We start from the raw sequence: 19588 nt of genomic DNA on the forward strand, positions 1-19588 counted from the left end.
TTTTCACCATTCCTTTTTTAGTTTAGTAAATCAAACCGACAACGCCTGCTGTTAAGAAGCTGACGAGTGTTGCACCGAATAACAGCTTTAATCCAAAGCGTGCGACAACGTTTCCTTGTTTTTCATTTAAGCCTTTCACTGCTCCAGCAATGATACCGATAGACGAGAAGTTCGCAAATGACACAAGGAATACAGAAATGATCGCTTCTGTACGAGCAGTGAAATGAAGACCGTCGCCAGATAGAGCAAGCATCGCTACAAATTCGTTAGATACCATTTTGGTCGCCATAATACTTCCTGCTTGTACCGCTTCACTCCAAGGTACACCAACAAGGAAAGCAAATGGTGCAAACACATATCCAAGTACATCTTGGAAAGAAACACCGATGGCAGCTGTGAAAATACCATTAATCATCGCAATTAATGCAACGAATCCAATCAACATCGCAGCCACAACAATGGCTACTTTGAAACCATCCATAATGTATTCGCCGAGCATTTCGAAGAAAGATTGTCTTTCTTCTTCTACGACTTCAAGCATGTCTTCGTCTTTAGACACTTCATATGGATTGATGATAGACGCAATAATAAATCCACCAAATAGGTTCAGCACAAGTGCTGTAACAACGTACTCCGGTTTAATCATTTGCATATACGCACCGACAATGGACATTGATACAGTCGACATCGCAGATGCACACAATGTATAAAGACGCTGTTGAGGTAATAATCCAAGCTGTTTCTTAATGGAAATGAACACTTCGGATTGACCTAAAATCGCTGACGCTACGGCGTTGTAAGATTCTAGTTTCCCCATTCCATTGACTTTACTAAGCAAATACCCAATTCCGCGTACGATCAGCGGAAGGATACGCCAATGCTGCAGGATACCAATCAAGGCAGAAATGAAGACGATCGGCAGCAAGACATTGATAAAGAAAGTTGACGCATTATCATTCATTAAACCGCCAAATACGAAGTTGATCCCTTCACCAGCATAGCCTAGAAGCATTTGGAATCCTCTTGCAAAGCCCCCGACTAGGAAGTTCCCAACACCTGTATTGAGCAGAATATAACCTAAAATAAATTGCAGTACAATCATGACAATGACTGGACGGAATTTCACTCGCTTTTTCCCGTTACTTGCCAGCCATGCAATGGCGAGAATCACCAGCAAACCGATAATACCAATGACGTATTTCATGTTTTTCCTCCTTGAATGAATTCGTTTACATTAATGTGCTTGTATGGAACAAACCCTATTTCGCAAACAAATTGCGGAAGAAAATCCCAGAAATGAGATCCTTCCGCATATGACTTTTTCATCATCTAATGAGTCATGAATGTTATCCTACCATAGGATCGTATGAATTAATAGTCTTTAGAAGGAGCTGATTGATCCCCTTTAATAATGGAAACGCCTGCACTGGCACCAATACGGGTTGCGCCTGCAGCTGTCATCGCTTCTACGTCTTCTTTTGTTCTCACGCCGCCTGATGCTTTGACACCGATGTCAGGTCCAACTGTTTTACGCATTAATGCGATGTCCTCAGCTGTTGCACCGCCTGTACTAAATCCAGTCGATGTTTTGACGAAATCAGCGCCAGCTTTTACAGAAAGTTCACAAGCTCGTACTTTCTCTTCATCTGTGAGTAAACAAGTTTCAATGATGACTTTCACTAAGGCTTTGCCTTTTGCTGCGTCTACAACGGCACGAATATCTTGTTCAACTGCATCATATTCGCCATCTTTCAATGCCGCAATATTGATGACCATGTCCACTTCAGTTGCACCGTTTTCAATGGCATCCTTTGTTTCAAATGCTTTCACTGCTGTTGTGTTTGCACCTAACGGGAAACCGATGACTGTACATACATCAACGCCTGTTCCTTCTAGTTCTTCCGCCGCAAGAGATACCCAAGTTGGGTTCACACAAACGGAAGCAAATTGATATGTCTTTGCTTCTTCTAGTAACTGCATGATCGCAGCTTTAGATGTATCTGGTTTTAGTGCTGTATGATCAATGAGCTTTGCTATTGTCATGATTCACACTTCCTTTTAAATATGATACTTTCATCTTAAATGACTATTGAACAATTGTAAATACAGTTATGAAATTTTGTTCATCTATTTTGTGACATTTAAAAGAGCTCTTGCTGTGTGCTGATCGATCATCAATACGTTCGCATATTTTCCTCTCAGCGCCCCATGGATAGAGGCAACCTTTCGATGTCCACCAGCCACAAGAATGGAGCGCTCTTTTGTTCTCAAATCATCCAGCTCCACACCGATTGTGCGATTGTTAATCGCTTCACTGCAAATGCGTCCTTCTTGATCATAAAAACGCGAACAGATATCTCCGACACTGGATCTCTTGAGCAGCGCCTTTTCTTCTTCACGGAAATAACCAAGCCTAAACAAAAGCGCCTCATCTCTTACCGTCCCAACAGTAAACACAGCGATATTTGCCTGTTTGCCCATTTCAATAATGCGCTGGATATGTCTGTCCTGTTCGACCATCTCTTTAACGGCGGCACTATCGAACACAACAGGCAGCGGCAAATAGCGTGGTGCCGTTTGAAAAGCTGATGCAAACAGCTGAATCGTTTCTGCAGAATATGTATTCACATGTGAATGGCTGATTCCACCTTTCAGCTGAACCACTTCTACCCCTTTTACCTGTTTAGGTTGCATCTTTTGAGCAATTTGATACATTGTGGTGCCCCAGCTCACTCCAACGATATCGCCGTCTTTCACCGTATTTTGAAGATAATCTGCACCAAACCGGCTCAAGTAATCCGTAATCGTTGGATAATCGTCCTTTGGCGAAAATACCACATGAGCCTCGAGCAGATCATATTTTTCTTTCAGCAATAAGGACAGCTCATTTAAATCCTCAAATGGGTCCATCACTGTAATTTGGACGTACCCTTTTTCCTTCGCATACTGAAGCAGACGAGACACCGTTGGCCTCGACAGGTCAAGCTGCTTGGCGATTTCCTGCTGACTGTAATCAGATAAGTAATAGAGCCTTGCTGCTTCAATACTTAATTGCTGTTTCTCCCGATCCATTCGTACGCCTCCTTTTTTCCTCTATCATAACAAATTGTTCACTTCACCATGCACAAATGTTCATTTAAAGAAAATGGTGTAGGCTGCGTGAAAGGTCTCTTGCTTCTCTAAGGTTTGAATGCCGAATTTCTCCTTATACTGCCCGTTTGTCCCTTCCATATCAGCGATCCCATACCAAGGCTCAATACAAACAAAAGGAGCCATTGTTCCCTTTTCTTGATCATATGGAGACCAAATACCAACGAACGGAAAACCACTGAGATCGACCTCAACGCCGTGACCTGTTTGAGAAATCAATGATACTTGATCAATATGACTAAAGATCATTGCATCGTTCTGAAAAAGTTCTGGGCGAAGTTGAATCGGCTCAAACTCAACACCTTTCTCCTTCTCTCTCACAAGTGAATCATGAAGTTCATATTGAACTGGATCATGTTCGGTGGAAGGTATCAATGTGAGTGAATAATCAGCTGTCTGCTCGCCTTCAACAAGCGGGACATGAAATGCCGGATGTCCACCAATCGAGAAATACATCGTGCCATCTCCTTCATGAACAATTTCCCAGGAAATCGTTAGTCCATTTTCCGACAGTGCATAACTGATGCGCGCTGTAAATTCATACGGATATTGTGACGTGTGACGGCCATTTGATTGATATTGAAAAACCACCTGATCTTTTGCTTCTTCAAATAGTTCAAAATCAACATCACGCAAAAATCCATGCTGCGAGAGTTGATACGTTTGATCGTCTATCTTGTATTGATCATCCTTCAACCGTCCGACAATCGGAAATAAGACGGGCGACACCCTGCCCCAATAAGCAGGGTCACCAGACCACATATATTGACGTCCACTTTCTTTATGAAGCACCTCTCTCACCTCGGCACCTCTCTCATTGATTTGAACCAATAACAGATCATTTTCAATCGTTCTCATTCAACACATCCCCTTTCCTTCTTCTTTTATTATGACAGGGATTTTCGGTTTGAGTATAAAAATAAGAATCCCTCAAGCCTTAGAATGTTTCTTCATATAAAAAAATTTTAAAAAAGACAGAAATTCGCCAACAAAATGTAATGCTGATTCGTCTAATCTTATATAAAATAAAAGAATCGTTGTTCTTTTGGAGTGACAACAAAAAAGACGCGTTTGACATTGATGGGGGATTCTTTTTCATGAACAGCAAGGAAAACCGTTTACGTTACATATTAGGATTAGATGGGCTGAGAGCTGTTGCCGTATTGGCGGTCATTGCTTATCACTTACATATTGAACCCGCAAGCGGCGGGTTTCTTGGCGTTGATTTGTTTTTTGTGATTTCTGGTTACTTGATTACAACCATCTTGCTGCATAAGCAGGATTTGGGCTATCAAGAGCTTCTGCCTTTTTGGATGGGCCGCATCAGAAGGCTGCTTCCAGCTGCCTACGTCATGATTTTTTTAATCGTCAGCTGGTGCGCCATTGCTGGTTCAAATGCATTAATGTCCATTCGTGGCGATGCCTTATCGTCCTTTTTTTATGTGAGTAACTGGTGGTACATTTTTCATCAGCTCTCTTACTTTGACAGCTTCAATGCTGTATCTCCACTAAAAAATTTATGGTCTTTGGCGATTGAGGAGCAATTTTATCTCATTTGGCCGGTACTGTTGATTGCTGGACTGAAATGGGTGAAAAATAGATCCCATCTTCCTATGATCACCTTTGGTCTGGCACTTGTATCTGCTTTATGGATGGCCATTCTCTATTCACCGGATACTGACCCGAGCAGGATCTATTATGGAACAGACACACGTGCGTTTGCACTCCTCATCGGATGCAGTCTTGCATTTGTCTGGCCCATGCACAGACTTTCCAGCAGAAAATTACTTCCTATCGGCAGACGTATGTTACAAATAGCCGGATTCGGTTCGATGGTCATTTTCCTCTTATGTGTTTATGCAGTCGACGAATTTGACGGCTTTCTCTACCAAGGCGGTATGCTTTTATTCTGTTTGAATGCAGCGATCTTAATTGCGTGTGTCTGCCATCCTGCCAGTCTTATTGGGAAATGGCTGTCTTTTCAACCACTCGTTTGGCTTGGAAAGCGGTCTTATGGCATCTACTTATGGCATTATCCAATTATCGTGCTGACCACACCGGTCATTGAGATTGGACAGCCTTCCATGGGACGTGTCACATTGCAGCTCATCGCAATTCTACTCATATCAGAGGCTTCCTATCGTTTGATCGAACAGCCGATTCGTAAACTCGGGTTTAGACACTATTTTGCCTCTTGGTCGATTTGGAAAACAGGAATCAAGCAATGGTCTATGTCCAATAAAGTGTTTCTTGGGATTGCCGCAGTCCTTTTGATTTTATTTACCATTGGCATGTCTAGCTCGTCTCATACATCCCCGCATGCGCAAGAAGTCACACAAATTAAGACAGCGCCCCAAAAGGCAGACGGTCAGACAGAATCAAAAGTGAAGAAAAAGAAAGACAAACATGAGAAAAAAGCAGCGGATCCTAAACAATTTCACCAAGTTCTTGCCATTGGTGATTCCGTCATGTTAGACATTGCTTCAAATTTAGAAAAGGCCTATGAACCCATCACCATTGACGCAAGGGTCGGAAGGCAAATGAACGAAGCCATCCGCATCGCCCCTCAATATGCTTCTTTTAACAAGGCTGATGCCTCTGTTATTATTGAGCTTGGCACAAATGGTTATTTTACAGAGGGGACTTTGACTTCATTCATTCAACATTTCTCGAAGGCACATATTTTTCTTGTGAACACTCGCGTTCCAAGATCCTGGGAAAATGATGTGAATGCAGTCATTGAGCGTGTGGCCAATCAACACCACAATGTGAGCTTAGTCGATTGGCATTCAGCCGCTACCGGACAGCCATCCTATTTTCAGCCAGATGGTGTTCATCTTTCCACAAAAGGCTCTGACACATTGACTGAGCTCATTAAAGCCAGTATCAAGAAAAAAGGAGATGTGTCCTCGGCATCATAAGAAGACTAGCATCCTGTGAAGAGAGATTCAAAAAAGACATGCTTTCCTATGATTGGAGGCATGTCTTTTTTGTGATGGATGAGCACGGAGCTGCATTATGTTTTACTTTTAAAAGACCAAACGATGACAGGGATGAGAATTAACGATAAAATTCCTCCGCTTAAAGATAATGTAGCATAACTCGTATTCGCCACGACCATTCCTGAAAGGGCACCGCCAGAAGCACCTGCTAACGCAACAAAAACATCGAGTGTTCCTTGGGTTTTTGCCCGGGTTGATGGTTCTGTAGAATCCACTATTTGAGCAGTACCACTAATTAAACCAAAGTTCCATCCCAATCCAAGTAAAGACAAAGCAATGATTAATAGAACCATTGAATCACTTGGTGCGAATGCTGCTAATAAACCAGCAAGTAACAATGTGATGCCCGACGCTATGCTCATAGCTGTTCGTCCTAGTTTATCTACAAGTACACCCGTGATAGGTGAAGGAAGATACATGGCTCCTATATGAAAACCAATCACAATGCCCACTTCGGCTAATCCATGACCATGATGCTGCATATGCACCGGTGTCATGGTCATGAGTGCCACCATGACAATTTGAGTTAAGATCATCACTGTGGCCCCTACTGTAAGCCCTTTTTTATCTGTTTTTTTATCAGCAGCATCTGGTTTATTTCCATGCCCATGTTCTGCTTTGTAAGTTGCTATTCTTCGGGCAATGTCTAATGGATCAGGACGCAGCAGAATAAAAAGGACAAGACCAGCTACAATAAATGCTACTGCTGATAAAATAAAAGGACCGGCAAGTGCTGGAACACCAATGGACACTGCAAATTTACCCATCACTTCAACTAAATTCGGACCTGCTACTGCTCCAAATGTTGTCATGACCATTGTTGTACTAATTGCAGTTGCACGCTGTTTAGAATTTGCTAAGTCCGTCCCAGCATAACGCGCTTGTAAGTTCGTGGATGTTCCTGCTCCGTAAATGAAGAGCGATGCAAATAATAAAATGACACTATTCATCATAGCTGCCAGCACAACGCCAATTGCTCCGAGCCCTCCAACAACAAAACCTGTCGATAAACCGATGCGTCGTCCATAACGTTGTGAAAGCTTTCCTACAATGAAAGCTGACCCAGCTGACCCCAAAGTAAATAAAGCGATTGGGACTCCTGCATAGGCTTCAGTTCCAAGCATTTGTTGTGCTAAAATGGCACCTACCGTAATTCCTGCAGCTATTCCAGCCCCTCCAAATATTTGCGATAGACTGACAACAAACAATACTCGTTTATATAAATTTTTCAATTTTTGGGGTGAATCTATATAATTCTTCACTACATCTTTTTCTGTATCTAACACTTGTAAACACCCACTTGAGATTTATTTGCCCAATGTAACCATTATATCAGTTCCGACTACAATCCTTGATTTAAATCTCTTCCACCTCTCGGCCATTTCATGGAGAGCAAGCGGTTGTTTTCGGATCATAGACACCTTGTTTTGAAATGGATCATGAATAAAGCGCCCACATGACTGACCTGTACTTTTGAGCTGATGCGTATCTTTTGTCGTTTTCTTTTATGCCGTTAAAAGGCTGGCTCTCAATGCTAGTGCGTGCTTTTCCTTCGTTTTTTGATCCACCAACGCAAAATCACCATTCTCATACGCTAATGAAAATAATTCTTCGATATGAAAAACACCTGCCTGAAACTGCTTGCTCAATACATGCAGTGCCACAGCACTGGCGACTTGAGCCGTTGCTTGAGACTCATCGCGACCTTTTATTCCAAGCGCTGCTCGATGAATTTCGTTACCCTTCATTCCTACCGCTTCCACTTTCACTGCATATTGATCTGTACCCATTTGAGCAGATTGAATCAGTGAAATGGCACGTTCCTTGATTTTCGGCATCGTGAGAAGGGACGTCATTCCGAGTTTCCTTGTGAGAGCAAATGCACGTGTCGCTACACCAGAATCAAAACAGAGCCTTGTTGTCACAGACGGCACATGGAGCGTCGAAGGCAATGTTTGCTGGTCAGAGAAAGGGAACTGATAGGCTTGCCGCTTTCCAAGCGTTTTGCCAAAATCAATGCGTTTCCCTCCAGTAAAACTTTTGACTTTCTTTCGCTGATGATTCTTCGTCAGCTCATAATCCGTATGCACATGATCAAGCGTCCATTCAATAGCTGCTTTTCCATGCTGGTCACCTAGCCCAAGCATGATACTAATATCAATTTGCTCCACAGAGGTCAGAATAGATGCCGCCTTCGCTGCAAGCAAATTGGTGAGACCAGGTGCAAGACCTACGCTCAGCACAGCCGTTGCGTTCAATTGCTGTTGATGGACCTTTGCTAGCTTCTCAATATAGGCTCCTTTTGCCGAAATATCGAGATAATCAATACCTGACCGTAAGCATGTTTCAGCAAATGACGTGTCATCTTGATCCAGACACATGATCACCAGTCTCGTTTCATCCATCCAGTCCGTATCCATTGGTTGTCTTACGTCTATCTGAAATGGACGTACACGCCCATTCGTTTGGCGTGCAAATTGTTCAGCCTTCTCATAACTTCGGCCAGCCGCAAAGACTTGCCCAGGATACACGTCACTTAATTGAAGACATATTTGCTGCCCCACATGTCCATAACCGCCTATCACCATCACTTTTGACCTCATTTTCCAACCGCCTTTCTATCGCCTCTTTTACAAACAATCCCTTTGATCATGCCCGCTTGAAAATAAGGTCTGATGTCTTGAAATCCTGCTTCGGTTAATTGTGCTGTCATCTTTTCTTCAGACACGGGATATGTTGTGACACCCAGCCTTTCTCGGAAGGACGTAAACACTTCCTTTCCCAAGCCTTGACGCTTCATGAATAGAGAAAGCATATGAAGCTCCTGCTGAACTGTCGGCGTTTCCGGGTCTCCTTGAATAAACGCCAACACGAGCGGTGCCCCTGGTTGAAGCCGGCGGGCGATCTCCTGTAAAAAGGTCAGCTGATCTTTTACAAAATGAATGACAAGCAAACTTACTGCTGCATCGTACAACTTTTCAACCAGCACTTTGTCTAAGGCCATCTCATACCATGTGACGCGATCTTGCATATGAAGCTGTGCCACTCTGCGCTTGGCCATCTCAAGCATGGTTGGAGATGGATCAACCCCTGTGATATGCCAGTCTTTATTTCTTTGAAGCATGTTGATGATCTCTTCGCCCCCACCTGCTCCGACTGTTAACATGCGAGAAGCCGCTCCCATTAATTCGATTTCTACTCTATCCACTGTCAGCTCATGCAAAAGATGATAGCCTGGTACTTTATGTGCAATTGTCGCTGCATAGGATTCAGCAACAGGATCATGCCAATGTTGATTTACACTCATATGTCTTCTCCTCCAGTTTCCGCTTTGCTTCGTTTCCTTTACACTAACGGTATGTTATCTTCATTGTAAGAAGATAGATGAGAAAAAACGATCCCTAAAAGTGGGGATATTGAGGAGGAGATCAAATGAACAATCCAGCCGCTCATTTTCAGCAGCTGAGAAAAAGCATTCGAGATGAACTTGCTGCTATCTGTGATTTTGATGCTGCCTGTATCACAACCATTGATCCAGCTACTCTCCTCTCGACGGGTTCTTTTACAGATGAACCGATTGAAGCCATACATAACGAGCTGTTTCAAAATGAATATTTGAAAAAAGATGTGCACCAGCATGAAGATCTAGCGAAAGGTCCTGTCCACGCTGCCAGTCTCGTCCAAAGCGGAGAATACATCAACAGTGGTCGATACCAGCACATTTTGTTACCTAACGGATGGGCAGATGAATTGCGGGCAGCCCTTGTAATTCAAGGTGAATGCTGGGGAATCGCCAGCCTTTATCGGAAAAAGGAGAAGGAACCTTTTCATGAACAAGATATACAAGCGGTTAGTCGCCAAACACCAGCACTCGCAGCCAAGCTGAGAGATGAACTTTTTAAAAGAAGAGAAACGGAAGAAGATGAAACGACGGAACACCAAGGCTTCCTCATTCTTTCACACGATTACCATCTTCTTTATGGAAATGAAACTGGACTTCATTGGCTCCACACCTTCCAAACCTTTGAGCAAATTCATGATGGTGCCATCATGCCCCGTCCGTTTAGAGCATTAGGTGCTAAGCTTTTATATGGCGGTGGTGACCAAACAGCGGTCAGCATCACCAGAATGCCGACAGGGCGTTTTCTCTCTCTTCAAGCATTTCGTTTAGCACAGGCAGCCGGGGAGGAAGAGGCTGTCATGATTCATATTAAACGAGCTCAAACAAGTGACATTCTTCCTTATATAGCGAAAACATATCGGCTGACAGAAAGAGAAATGAACGTCCTTGACTGCTTAATAAAAGGACAATCCACAAAGGAAATTGCCAGTACGTTATTTATCTCGCCTCATACGGTGCATGATCATGTAAAGGCGATGCTCGAAAAAACAAATTTGAACAGCAGACGTATGCTTGTTTACTTTTTCTCACACATATAAAAAAGCGGCTACCTCATTGGTAGACCGCTCTTTCTTTATTTTCCGATGACTCGCTCATGCAGGACATGTGCGACTCCTGCTTCGTTATTGGATTTTGTCACAACATCCGCAACTGCTTTGACATCTTCAATGGCATTTCCCATCGCAACGCCACAGCCCGCAAATTCTAGCATCGACACGTCGTTCCCATTGTCACCAATCGCCATCACTTCTTCACGAGAAATCCCAAGTTCATGCGCTAGAAGCTTCACGGCATTCCCTTTGCTCACATCAGGATGAAGAATTTCTAGGAAGAAATCTGTGCTTTTTACCATCATGTACTGATCCTTCACTTCAGATGGAATGGCTTGTATCGTCTTTTCCAAACGTTCCGGCTGATCAATATACATCATCTTCGGAAGTCTCATGGATGGGTCTGCCTCTTCGACAGGTAAATACTTAAGCGGCAATTTCGTTAAATACGATTCAAGTACCGTGTATTCACTAATATCCCGATTTGGTGTGTATAGATGAGCCGAATCGAAATAATGCATAGGTGTATCCAGCTGACGGCTCAGTTCATATAAAGAAGTCAAATCATCATAGGATAAAGTTAATTCTGATACGACTTCATTTGTATGGCTGTTTTGTACAAGCGCTCCGTTATAGGCGATGACATAATCCCCCTCTTGATCAAGCTGCAGCTCTTTTAAATAGCGGTGCACCCCGCCAATCGGCCGGCCTGTACATAAAACAATTTTAACGCCTTCTGCCTTCGCCTGTTGAATGGCTTCAAACACCTCATCCGGCACCATATGCTGATCATTTAATAACGTACCATCCATATCAATTGCGACTAATTTATACATTCACTGCTCCCCTTTTCTCAGCAAAACGTGCTGTCACTATTTTGAGTGATCATCTACATGATCACATACTGTTCATCATACTATGTACCTATTTTAGCCTATCGTTTTTTTCTCACGCTGTCTACTTGTTCCTATCTGTAACAAAAAATCACTTCATCCTCATCTATTATAACCTATTCTATAGAATCCGCTGTGAATAGAACAGACCTGTCATTTTAACAGTATGAAAAGGAACAAATGTTCATCGGAGAATATTTTGAAACTAGCAAATCTAATTGTATGATGGATAGCAAAGAAAGGAGGTGAAGGGAATGATTACATTTACGAGAGGAAAATTGTCAAAAATGTCTGGTGTACATATTGAAACCATTCGTTTTTATGAAAATGAGGGTGTGCTCCCCGAGCCTAATAGAGCACATAACGGCTATCGTTTATATGATAAAAAATATGTACTCATGCTATCCTTTATCACTGAAGCAAGAAAGCTAGATTTCTCACTCAAAGAAATTCGAGAAATTATCACGTCACTATTCGAGAAACAGTCGAAAACAGAAGCGGAACAGCTGCTCGAACAAAAAGTAGAAGATATTCAAAAATCCATTCAAGAGTTAAAAAAGAGGAAGGCGGCCATTCAACTGTTAACGAAACAAACATTAGCTAACATTAGTTAATTGTAGAGACTGCCAAAGATGTGCCGGTATTTTTTACTGGCACCCCTCTGCGCCTAGCTGTTAAGTACACGTTGTATGAAAACATCAGGTATACTAGAGACAGCTTGACGTGACATCAATCGTATGGAAGGGGTTATGAATAGAATGAGAATAGCAACCATTGGAACAGGTGTGATTGTGGAAGGTTTCCTCCAGGCAATTGAACAGCTTGAAGGTGCTTCTTGCCACGCTGTCTATTCAAGAAAGGAAGCGACGGCAAAGAAACTCGCAGATCAATTTGGGGTGCAAACGACTTATACGGATTTAACCACTATGTTAGAAGATCCCCATATAGAAGCGGTATATATCGCATCACCCAATCGTTTACATAGCGAGCATGCCACGGCTGCATTGAAACACGGAAAACATGTGATTTGCGAAAAGCCTTTTACCTCTAATGTGAAAGAGCTAGAAGCCTTAATCGCTCTCGCAAAGGAAAAGCAGCTCTTCCTATTTGAAGCCATTACGACCGTTCATATGCCCAACTATCATTTAATCAAAAAACACCTTCATCAATTAGGCAGAATCAAACTCGTTCAATGCAACTACAGTCAATATTCAAGTAAATATAATCAGCTGCTCGCCGGAGAAACGCCGAATGTCTTTAACCCAGAGTTTTCTGGCGGTGCCCTCATGGATATTAACATTTACAATGTTCATTTCATTATGAATCTATTTGGTTCACCGAAAGACGTTCGTTACCAGGCCAACCGCCATCCAAACGGCATCGACACATCTGGTGTTTTAACTTTTACTTACAATGATTTCATCGCCACAAGTGTTGGCAGCAAAGATACAAGCAGTATGAATTTCGCTTTGATTCAAGGGGAAAAAGGGTTCCTGCATGTGAAAAATGGTGCGAATGGCTGTGAGGAAGTGTTGCTGCATATAGGAGACCAAGTCACTTCACTCAATGCACAAACAAATTCAAACCGCCTGTTTTATGAAGCAGAAGCATTTCAGCATATCATTGAAACAGAAAATGTCGAAAAGTGTTATGAATGGCTTGATGACAGTCTTTCTGTCATGATGGTTCTTGAAGCCGCTAGGAAAGACGCCGGTATTGTTTTCCCAGCGGATCATGCTTAAATAAAAAAACCGCCTTCTGACGAAAAGGCGGTTTTTTGACATTAGATACTCTTTGAATATGCCACCAGACGCTGAGACATATGATTCACTTCATCAACTGAAGCGTTCACTTGCTCTGTCAAAGCAGCCTGTGTTTGCGTAAGAGCTGTCATATTGGAGATATTTTCAAGAATTTGATCGATTTGTGTTTTCATTTCAGTTAAACTAGATTCGATATTTTCTGTCGCATTGGCACTATGAAGCGCTAGCTTACGTACTTCATCGGCAACAACTGAGAAACCGCGGCCCTGCTCGCCTGCTCTTGCTGCTTCAATTGCGGCATTCAAACCAAGCAGATTCGTTTGGTTTGCCACTTCTTTGATTAAGTCTGAAATGTTCTTCGTCTCATCTGCACTGTTTTTCGCCAGATTAGCAGCAGACGTTGACTGCTCTTGGGCGACAGCAAGCTCTTGTGCTTGGTTTGTTACAGAACTGATGCCAGATACCATTTCACTAATAGAACTTGAAAGCTGCTCTACTTGGGAAGCCATTTCATGGGCTGTTTTTTCTTTATTTTTTTCTAACGTAATATCACGAATCGTTCCTGCGACACGTAAAGGGACACCCTTCTCATCACGAATGGTTTCACCGCCCGCATGATACCAGCGATACTCGCCATTTTTACTCTGCAATCTATAATCAATGTCAAATGGTGTGCGGCCAGAATGGTCATTTAAGTGATCCGCAAAGGCTTGGAGAGCCGATTCTTTATCTTCAGGATGCAAACGATCACTCCAGCTGCTCAATACGTTCGGGAAATCCTTTTCATCTGTAAAACCAAGCGTTTTTCTAAACTGCGGAGACCACCAGAATTCATTGTTTGGATTGACAGGATCGCCAGCCTCTACAACCATATCCCAAGGAGCTTCCACAAGCGCACGGTTGATCAAGTCATATCTTGTCACGAATGCTTGCAGCTCTTCTTCTTTCAATTTCTGATCATGAATATCAAAAAGAGCCCCTGCCACACGAAGAGGTACCCCATTTCGATCTCGAATCGTCGTTCCAGTTGCTTTGAACCAGCGATACTCGCCATTTTTCAACTTCAGACGATACTCGATATCATACGGTGTACGGCCAGAATGATCCAATAAATGCGTAGAGAATGCATTCAAGGTGTATTCCTGCTCATCTGGATGAATTCGAGATGCCCAGCTGTCTAAGACATTCGGAAAATCGTTTTCATTTTGAAAACCTAGCATTTTGCGGAAATCATCTGTCCATGTGAATTCGTTTTTTGGATTCACAGGATCTCCTGCTACAACCGTCATATCCCATAGACCCACTTGAATCGCTTTTGTCACTAAATTCATACGCATATGAATATCTTCTTGCACTTCTTGCATCTTTTGCAACGCTTCATTTATTTGAGCCACTGCTTCTATTGTTTGACTAGAAGAGAATGCAGCAGTATCAATTCTGGCTGAAAAATCTCCCTTCTCAATTCGTTCAACTAATTGACTGCTTTCACTAAGAAGGGCTCCCGACGATGAATCACTTGCTTTTCTCATAAACATCTTCAATAACTCCTTTCATTCTTTCATACATTTTTGAAATATTTTACAGTTATAAACAATTCTTTATTAGGACTTTAGTAATACAAAAGATATATCGACAAAAACTGAAAATTGTTTATGTCAGAATGAAGGCAAATGTTCATTTTTTCACGAAGTTTTAGATTTTGGGGATGGGTCATGGAAAAGATTTATGGAAGAAAATGGCTCATTTGATAGAATCAACCGCCTATTTTGTCTGAAAAATCTCTTTTTTTATATTGACACTGACCGCTCGAAAAAAGAAAATGGAACATAAGCATTTTAAAAAAGGAGAACGTCATGAGCGCGAATCAGGAACAACACGAATTAAAAAAGCTTTTATCGCCGCGTCATATTCGCATGATTGCGATGGGCGGGGTCATTGGTACAGGAATCTTTAAAGGAAGTGCAGATACAATCGGCTTAGCAGGTCCTGGAGTTATCTTTTCCTATGTATTTGCTGGATTGCTTCTTCTCATTGTCATGGCGGCTTTAGCTGAAATGGCCATCGTCTACCCGGGGAATAACCTTCGCGACCTCATACAGATTGCGCTTGGTCAACGTTTTTCATTTGTTGTCGGATGGGTTTACTGTTTTATGTGGCTCACTGTATGTGTCATTGAAATTATTGCAGCGGGCAGTTTGCTTCAATATTGGTTGCCGAACGTACCATTATGGTCTTTATGTTTACTTTGCTCGCTCTTAGTCATCGGAATTAATTTAAATAATGTAAAATACTTTGGTGAAATTGAGTTTTGGTTCGCTGGAATGAAGATTTTCGTTATTATTGTGTTTATTATTCTCGGTGCTGCATTATTATTTGGAATCATTCCGAGCGAACAAAGCACGCCTGTTCTCACCAATTACCAAAACTTTGTCCCGAACGGATGGGGTGCTGTCTTTGCCTCATTATTAGTGGTGATCTTCTCGTATGGAGGCTCTGAATTGATCGGGCTGACCATTACAGAAACAAAGGATGCAGAAAAGGTATTACCTGGTGTTGTCAAAAGTATGATGTGGCGCATCATCTTGTTTTACACACTGCCGATTTTGATTATTTGTGGACTCATTCCTTGGAATCAAATTGATCCGAATAACAGTCCTTTTGTCCAAGTCTTTTCAGCAGCTGGCATGCAAGGTGCCTCTCACTTCATTAATTTCGTCTTAATTACAGCCGTTCTATCTGCCGCCAACTCTGGTATTTACGGCACGACGAGAATGATTCATTCTCTATCTAAATCAGACGGCGGTCCAAAAAAGCTGGCACAGGTCAACAAAAGAGGTGTACCTATTTTAAGTTTATGGGTGACCGTTCTGTTTCTTTTAATCGGAACATTCTTTGCTTACTTGTACCCAGATCAAATTTTCAGCTATATGCTGGCTATCCCTGGTTTTGCGGTTTCTCTTATTTGGATCAGCATCTGTCTGGCACATTTGAAACTGCGTCCAAGATATCCGCAAGAGCCGTATTTCAAAGTTTGGTTATTCCCGTATTTCACTTTATTTGCTGGTCTTGTACTCAGTGTCAGTTTTGTTCTGTTCCTATTCAGACCAGAGAACTTACCTAGCTCGATTATCAGCATTGGTTTCTTAGCAGCCGCCATCATTGCTTCATTCTTAATGAAAAAGAAAGCTTAGAAACGCAAGCAAAACCCGCCTCAATGGCGGGTTTTTTCATGAGCAGCTGCTGTGACTTCGAAATCGACAGACGCTTTTGGGATGCCGTTGATGATGATGGTTAATGTATGAATGCCCTCATAGTGCTTTCTCGTTGTCATATTTTGAAACGACTGTGATCGGACAAATTCTCTATGCAGGGCCGATCCTGTATCAAATTCTGTGATTTTAAATACCTTTTGATTGCGTGTACCACGAGCTTTCACGTAATCAATGGCATACTCTACGCGCAGCTTTAATGGCTTATCTGCCTGAAGAATAAAATGAAACGTCAGCTTCTCTCCAATACGAACGGGGTCTTGCGTCACCTTCAAATCCGTTACTTGGATAGACGGATCATCTCCATAGCCAAATAAAGCCATGATATCTGGATCGCCTTTTTTCAATAACGTACGGGATGCATGTTTGACAATCCAGTTTGTACGTTCATTGGTTCCATACCAGCTTTTGACCATTTGCTTCATGAGGTCTGGCTGAATTGCAGAAATATCATTTAAATGATTCGCTACACTTTTTTGCACATACTTGGCCGAATCTGACTTCAAATTTTCTAGAATGGGCAGCGTGACAGAAGGGTCCTTTTTCAGCGCAGGGACGGATAATCCCCACGGCAAACGAGGCCTGCACCCTTCACTAGCGAGACGGCGAATATGTTCATTTTGATCCTGTGACCACACAAGCATCTGCGCCAGCATTTTCTCTTGATCTTGAATGAGAAAAGGTCGAACGGCAAATTCAGCAGTGGAAAACGGTGTAAAGAATTCAAGTGCTTTGATCGAGATATCCCAATGGTCAACACCATATGTCTCCACGTAGTCTGGAAATACGAGCGCACTGAGCCCTGTAAAATGCGGTGCTGTCTGACGCAGTACATCGATTGCCTTCTCATAATCCTCAGGCAGACAGGCGTGCATCGATTCAGTCACTCTTCTCATTCGTCCTTTTAACTCCAGCTGCTCCCAATCCTCTTGAAACACGAGCTGCTGAAAGTGATCAGCATCAAATACAGTTGACGCTTGCACAAGTTTTTCTGCTAAATGTTGAATAAATGGTTCATTATATACATGTTTTAAAGGTTCGATCGTGTCCGCCTCCCATAGCTCAATATCTTACCCTAACTGTCGAGAAAAGTGATTAATATTTTTAGTTTTCATTTAACGGAAAAAGTTAATACTAGGTTTCATTCATTTTACAAACATAATTTAGAAGATAGATCCTTTTATTACGATAAGAAACTCGCCAAAAGAACATTAGCGAGTTTTAAAACATTGCTATAATAATTTATTTACTAACGAACTAATTATTTTGGAAAAAGATGCTTCTTTATCTGAACTAGGAGGGTTTACACCAAGTTCATTATAGATGATCTTCATAATTTCAGTATCCTCGAAAAATAGTAACCCATACTTTGTTGATGCTATCTTTGTTTTGGTTATTATGTACTCTGAATAATCACAAGGATTACATTCTTTTCTCAATTGTATCTCAGTGCCTTTTTCTCTTCTCCTATTTACATACCAAAGCTTTTTTTTAATAGAGTATACGTGTTGTCCATATAGTAGTATGAATGCTTTTCTAAGACAATAATCGAATGTTTCATCATTTATCTTAATTGGATAATCAGGATGCTCATTTATCCCTTTAAAAGTATCTTCATTTTTATTTTCCTGCTGTTCTTCCCATATTGATGTAAATAGAGTAGGACGTTTCTTTAGTATTTTTAGCCCCCTGTTAATATCCTTTCCTGAAATATTGGTTACAAGAAATTTAACAAGGAACCCTGCAGTGGCATAGTTAGAAATCTCTATACTTTTAATTAAATTTTGCAGAAGGATAATGATAGTAGAACTTTTAAGTATATTGCTACTCAGGTAATCCTTTAGTGAATATACAGCATTAGTTAAGTTAATTAATTGATTTTTTGTTATCAATTTCATTATTAGATATTTATTCACAAATAATGTTTGTTCCTCAGGTATATTGCTAATACCTTTTAGAAAAATAGATAGTTGCCTTTCATCACTTGTATCAATAGTATCTATGTAAGTAGCTAAATTGTTTTGAAATAACCGAACAAACTGCTCCTCAGGAATATACATCTTAAAATATAAGTCAACCAAATCTTGTCCTTTATTGTATTGTTGGTTTTTCATTAAAGAAATTATTAAAGAAAAGTTACTCCTTAAAGCAGATCGATATACCTCTAAAAATTGGTTACCATCTTTATCAATTAAATAAGAATGGACAAAACCAATATTATACCTGTCAGTATTATGCTTAAATTTTTCTATCACCATTATCTCGAACTGCTCTATATTATCTTGAAATTCCTTATTCATATTGTTTTCAGCTGCAAACTTGAAATTTTGGAACACACTTTCTAAGCTAAAATGAAGTTTTTCATACCATTCCTCTAATAATCCTTCAAACTTTGGGTTTCTGTCTGCATATACAATTTTATCAAATAATTTAGAGGTATCCTTTACAGAATCTTGAAGCATCTTATTCACACTCATAGTTTTAAACAAATGTTTAACTAGTCCAATTATTAGATACACCAATAATAATAATGTACATAACATGAGTAAATCACCAGAAAAAACCTTTTTTGTTATCAATAGAGATTCTTTGTATCCATTTTTTTCAATCAATCTGCTGTACTTAGAAACTAACAAACTTCCAAAAGTGACATTAAAAATCATGCAAAAAACAACTAACATAACCCACCTATTTCTTTTACTATTAGTCGAAGCAGATGGAGCGACACTTTTTTGCTCTCGATATGTAAACACATAAATTGCAGATATTAATGATATAATTATTGTAAGCGAGCTAATAATTGTCTGAATTAAGTTTTTAATATACACATCATGAATATTAGTAATTTGTTTTATCCATGTAAAGGATTTTACAAATTCCCCATTCCAAGGATTGGGGATTTTATAAACCAAAAAGGCTATAGGAATTATTGATATATATAGTAACAAAATACATATTGAATGTTTATTTATTAATTTTGATATTTTATGTATAGCCCAATCTTTATACGTTCTTATATATCTAGCTTTAGTACTTTTGAGAAACCATTCTCTCACTTC

Annotated in this window: 16 protein-coding genes; 5 read left to right on the forward strand and 11 right to left on the reverse strand. The window is 40.9% G+C overall.

All coding sequences use genetic code 11. The features are described from left to right. Positions 1-22 precede the first annotated feature (22 nt). From MHH31_RS18250 to MHH31_RS18265, 4 genes are all read right to left on the reverse strand, one after another. Entirely contained in the window at positions 23-1204 is a 1182-nt protein-coding gene (locus tag MHH31_RS18250) for a NupC/NupG family nucleoside CNT transporter (protein WP_342495077.1), read from the reverse strand. A gap of 167 nt (positions 1205-1371) precedes the next feature. Continuing rightward, positions 1372-2043 (reverse strand): deoxyribose-phosphate aldolase, encoded by a 672-nt coding sequence (gene deoC, locus MHH31_RS18255; protein ID WP_342495078.1) that lies wholly within the window; start codon positions 2041-2043, stop codon positions 1372-1374. 84 nt (positions 2044-2127) lie between these two features. Further along, on the reverse strand, positions 2128-3072 hold the full coding sequence (locus MHH31_RS18260; protein WP_073413209.1) for a sugar-binding transcriptional regulator: 945 nt from the start codon (positions 3070-3072) through the stop codon (positions 2128-2130). Positions 3073-3132: 60 nt separating this feature from the next. Further along, entirely contained in the window at positions 3133-4008 is an 876-nt protein-coding gene (locus MHH31_RS18265; protein WP_342495079.1) for an aldose 1-epimerase family protein, read from the reverse strand. 239 nt (positions 4009-4247) lie between these two features. Here MHH31_RS18265 and MHH31_RS18270 point away from each other — a divergent pair, with 239 nt between their 5' ends. Then, positions 4248-6071 (forward strand): acyltransferase family protein, encoded by a 1824-nt coding sequence (locus tag MHH31_RS18270; RefSeq protein ID WP_342495080.1) that lies wholly within the window; start codon positions 4248-4250, stop codon positions 6069-6071. A gap of 95 nt (positions 6072-6166) precedes the next feature. On the opposite strand, the gene MHH31_RS18275 is transcribed toward MHH31_RS18270, so the two are convergent. The 3 genes from MHH31_RS18275 to MHH31_RS18285 form a co-directional block, all read right to left on the reverse strand. Continuing rightward, on the reverse strand, positions 6167-7438 hold the full coding sequence (locus MHH31_RS18275; protein WP_342495081.1) for an MFS transporter: 1272 nt from the start codon (positions 7436-7438) through the stop codon (positions 6167-6169). Positions 7439-7657: 219 nt separating this feature from the next. Next, positions 7658-8755 carry a saccharopine dehydrogenase NADP-binding domain-containing protein gene (locus MHH31_RS18280; RefSeq protein ID WP_047947043.1) on the reverse strand — a complete coding sequence of 366 codons (1098 nt, stop codon included), beginning with the start codon at positions 8753-8755 and terminating at the stop codon, positions 7658-7660. Next, positions 8752-9459: a class I SAM-dependent methyltransferase gene (locus tag MHH31_RS18285; RefSeq protein WP_342495082.1), complete on the reverse strand. Its 708-nt coding sequence runs from the start codon at positions 9457-9459 to the stop codon at positions 8752-8754. The genes MHH31_RS18280 and MHH31_RS18285 overlap by 4 nt, the downstream gene beginning before the upstream one ends. Positions 9460-9584: 125 nt before the next feature. Here MHH31_RS18285 and MHH31_RS18290 point away from each other — a divergent pair, with 125 nt between their 5' ends. After that, on the forward strand, positions 9585-10592 hold the full coding sequence (locus tag MHH31_RS18290; protein ID WP_342495083.1) for a LuxR C-terminal-related transcriptional regulator: 1008 nt from the start codon (positions 9585-9587) through the stop codon (positions 10590-10592). A gap of 35 nt (positions 10593-10627) precedes the next feature. Here MHH31_RS18290 and yidA read toward each other — a convergent pair whose 3' ends face one another. Beyond that, positions 10628-11440, reverse strand: a complete 813-nt coding sequence (gene yidA, locus MHH31_RS18295; protein ID WP_008345739.1) for a sugar-phosphatase — start codon at positions 11438-11440, stop codon at positions 10628-10630. A gap of 311 nt (positions 11441-11751) precedes the next feature. Between yidA and MHH31_RS18300 the strand changes: the two genes are divergently transcribed. Together MHH31_RS18300 and MHH31_RS18305 are read left to right on the forward strand one after the other, a co-directional pair. Further along, a complete protein-coding gene (locus MHH31_RS18300) occupies positions 11752-12111 on the forward strand; it encodes a MerR family transcriptional regulator (protein WP_342495084.1) in 360 nt (119 codons plus the stop codon). Between the two features lie 144 nt (positions 12112-12255). After that, positions 12256-13239, forward strand: coding sequence for a Gfo/Idh/MocA family oxidoreductase (locus tag MHH31_RS18305; RefSeq protein WP_342495085.1), 984 nt, complete (start codon positions 12256-12258; stop codon positions 13237-13239). Positions 13240-13280: 41 nt separating this feature from the next. On the opposite strand, the gene MHH31_RS18310 is transcribed toward MHH31_RS18305, so the two are convergent. Next, complete coding sequence (locus tag MHH31_RS18310) at positions 13281-14795, reverse strand: PAS domain-containing protein (RefSeq protein WP_342495086.1); 1515 nt, start codon at positions 14793-14795, stop codon at positions 13281-13283. Between the two features lie 318 nt (positions 14796-15113). On the opposite strand from MHH31_RS18310, the gene MHH31_RS18315 reads away from it, so the two are divergent. Further along, complete coding sequence (locus MHH31_RS18315) at positions 15114-16451, forward strand: amino acid permease (protein WP_159160086.1); 1338 nt, start codon at positions 15114-15116, stop codon at positions 16449-16451. Positions 16452-16471: 20 nt separating this feature from the next. Here the strand turns inward: MHH31_RS18315 and MHH31_RS18320 are convergent, their stop codons facing one another. Next, positions 16472-17404 (reverse strand): DNA alkylation repair protein, encoded by a 933-nt coding sequence (locus MHH31_RS18320; RefSeq protein ID WP_168948419.1) that lies wholly within the window; start codon positions 17402-17404, stop codon positions 16472-16474. 357 nt (positions 17405-17761) lie between these two features. Beyond that, positions 17762-19585 (reverse strand): hypothetical protein, encoded by a 1824-nt coding sequence (locus MHH31_RS18325; protein ID WP_342495087.1) that lies wholly within the window; start codon positions 19583-19585, stop codon positions 17762-17764. Positions 19586-19588: the final 3 nt, after the last annotated feature.

This window comes from Bacillus sp. FSL K6-1033 (genome assembly GCF_038630765.1).
Taxonomy (GTDB): Bacteria; Bacillota; Bacilli; order Bacillales; family Bacillaceae; genus Bacillus; species Bacillus altitudinis.

Bases quoted from the DNA above. Each gene is read 5' to 3' on its own strand.
- MHH31_RS18250 (WP_342495077.1), bottom strand. From the start codon at position 1,204: ATGAAATACGTCATTGGTATTATCGGTTTGCTGGTGATTCTCGCCATT.
- deoC (WP_342495078.1), bottom strand. From the start codon at position 2,043: ATGACAATAGCAAAGCTCATTGATCATACAGCACTAAAACCAGATACA.
- MHH31_RS18260 (WP_073413209.1), bottom strand. From the start codon at position 3,072: ATGGATCGGGAGAAACAGCAATTAAGTATTGAAGCAGCAAGGCTCTAT.
- MHH31_RS18265 (WP_342495079.1), bottom strand. From the start codon at position 4,008: ATGAGAACGATTGAAAATGATCTGTTATTGGTTCAAATCAATGAGAGA.
- MHH31_RS18270 (WP_342495080.1), top strand. From the start codon at position 4,248: ATGAACAGCAAGGAAAACCGTTTACGTTACATATTAGGATTAGATGGG.
- MHH31_RS18280 (WP_047947043.1), bottom strand. From the start codon at position 8,755: ATGAGGTCAAAAGTGATGGTGATAGGCGGTTATGGACATGTGGGGCAG.
- MHH31_RS18285 (WP_342495082.1), bottom strand. From the start codon at position 9,459: ATGAGTGTAAATCAACATTGGCATGATCCTGTTGCTGAATCCTATGCA.
- MHH31_RS18290 (WP_342495083.1), top strand. From the start codon at position 9,585: ATGAACAATCCAGCCGCTCATTTTCAGCAGCTGAGAAAAAGCATTCGA.
- yidA (WP_008345739.1), bottom strand. From the start codon at position 11,440: ATGTATAAATTAGTCGCAATTGATATGGATGGTACGTTATTAAATGAT.
- MHH31_RS18300 (WP_342495084.1), top strand. From the start codon at position 11,752: ATGATTACATTTACGAGAGGAAAATTGTCAAAAATGTCTGGTGTACAT.
- MHH31_RS18305 (WP_342495085.1), top strand. From the start codon at position 12,256: ATGAGAATAGCAACCATTGGAACAGGTGTGATTGTGGAAGGTTTCCTC.
- MHH31_RS18310 (WP_342495086.1), bottom strand. From the start codon at position 14,795: ATGTTTATGAGAAAAGCAAGTGATTCATCGTCGGGAGCCCTTCTTAGT.
- MHH31_RS18315 (WP_159160086.1), top strand. From the start codon at position 15,114: ATGAGCGCGAATCAGGAACAACACGAATTAAAAAAGCTTTTATCGCCG.
- MHH31_RS18320 (WP_168948419.1), bottom strand. From the start codon at position 17,404: ATGCACGCCTGTCTGCCTGAGGATTATGAGAAGGCAATCGATGTACTG.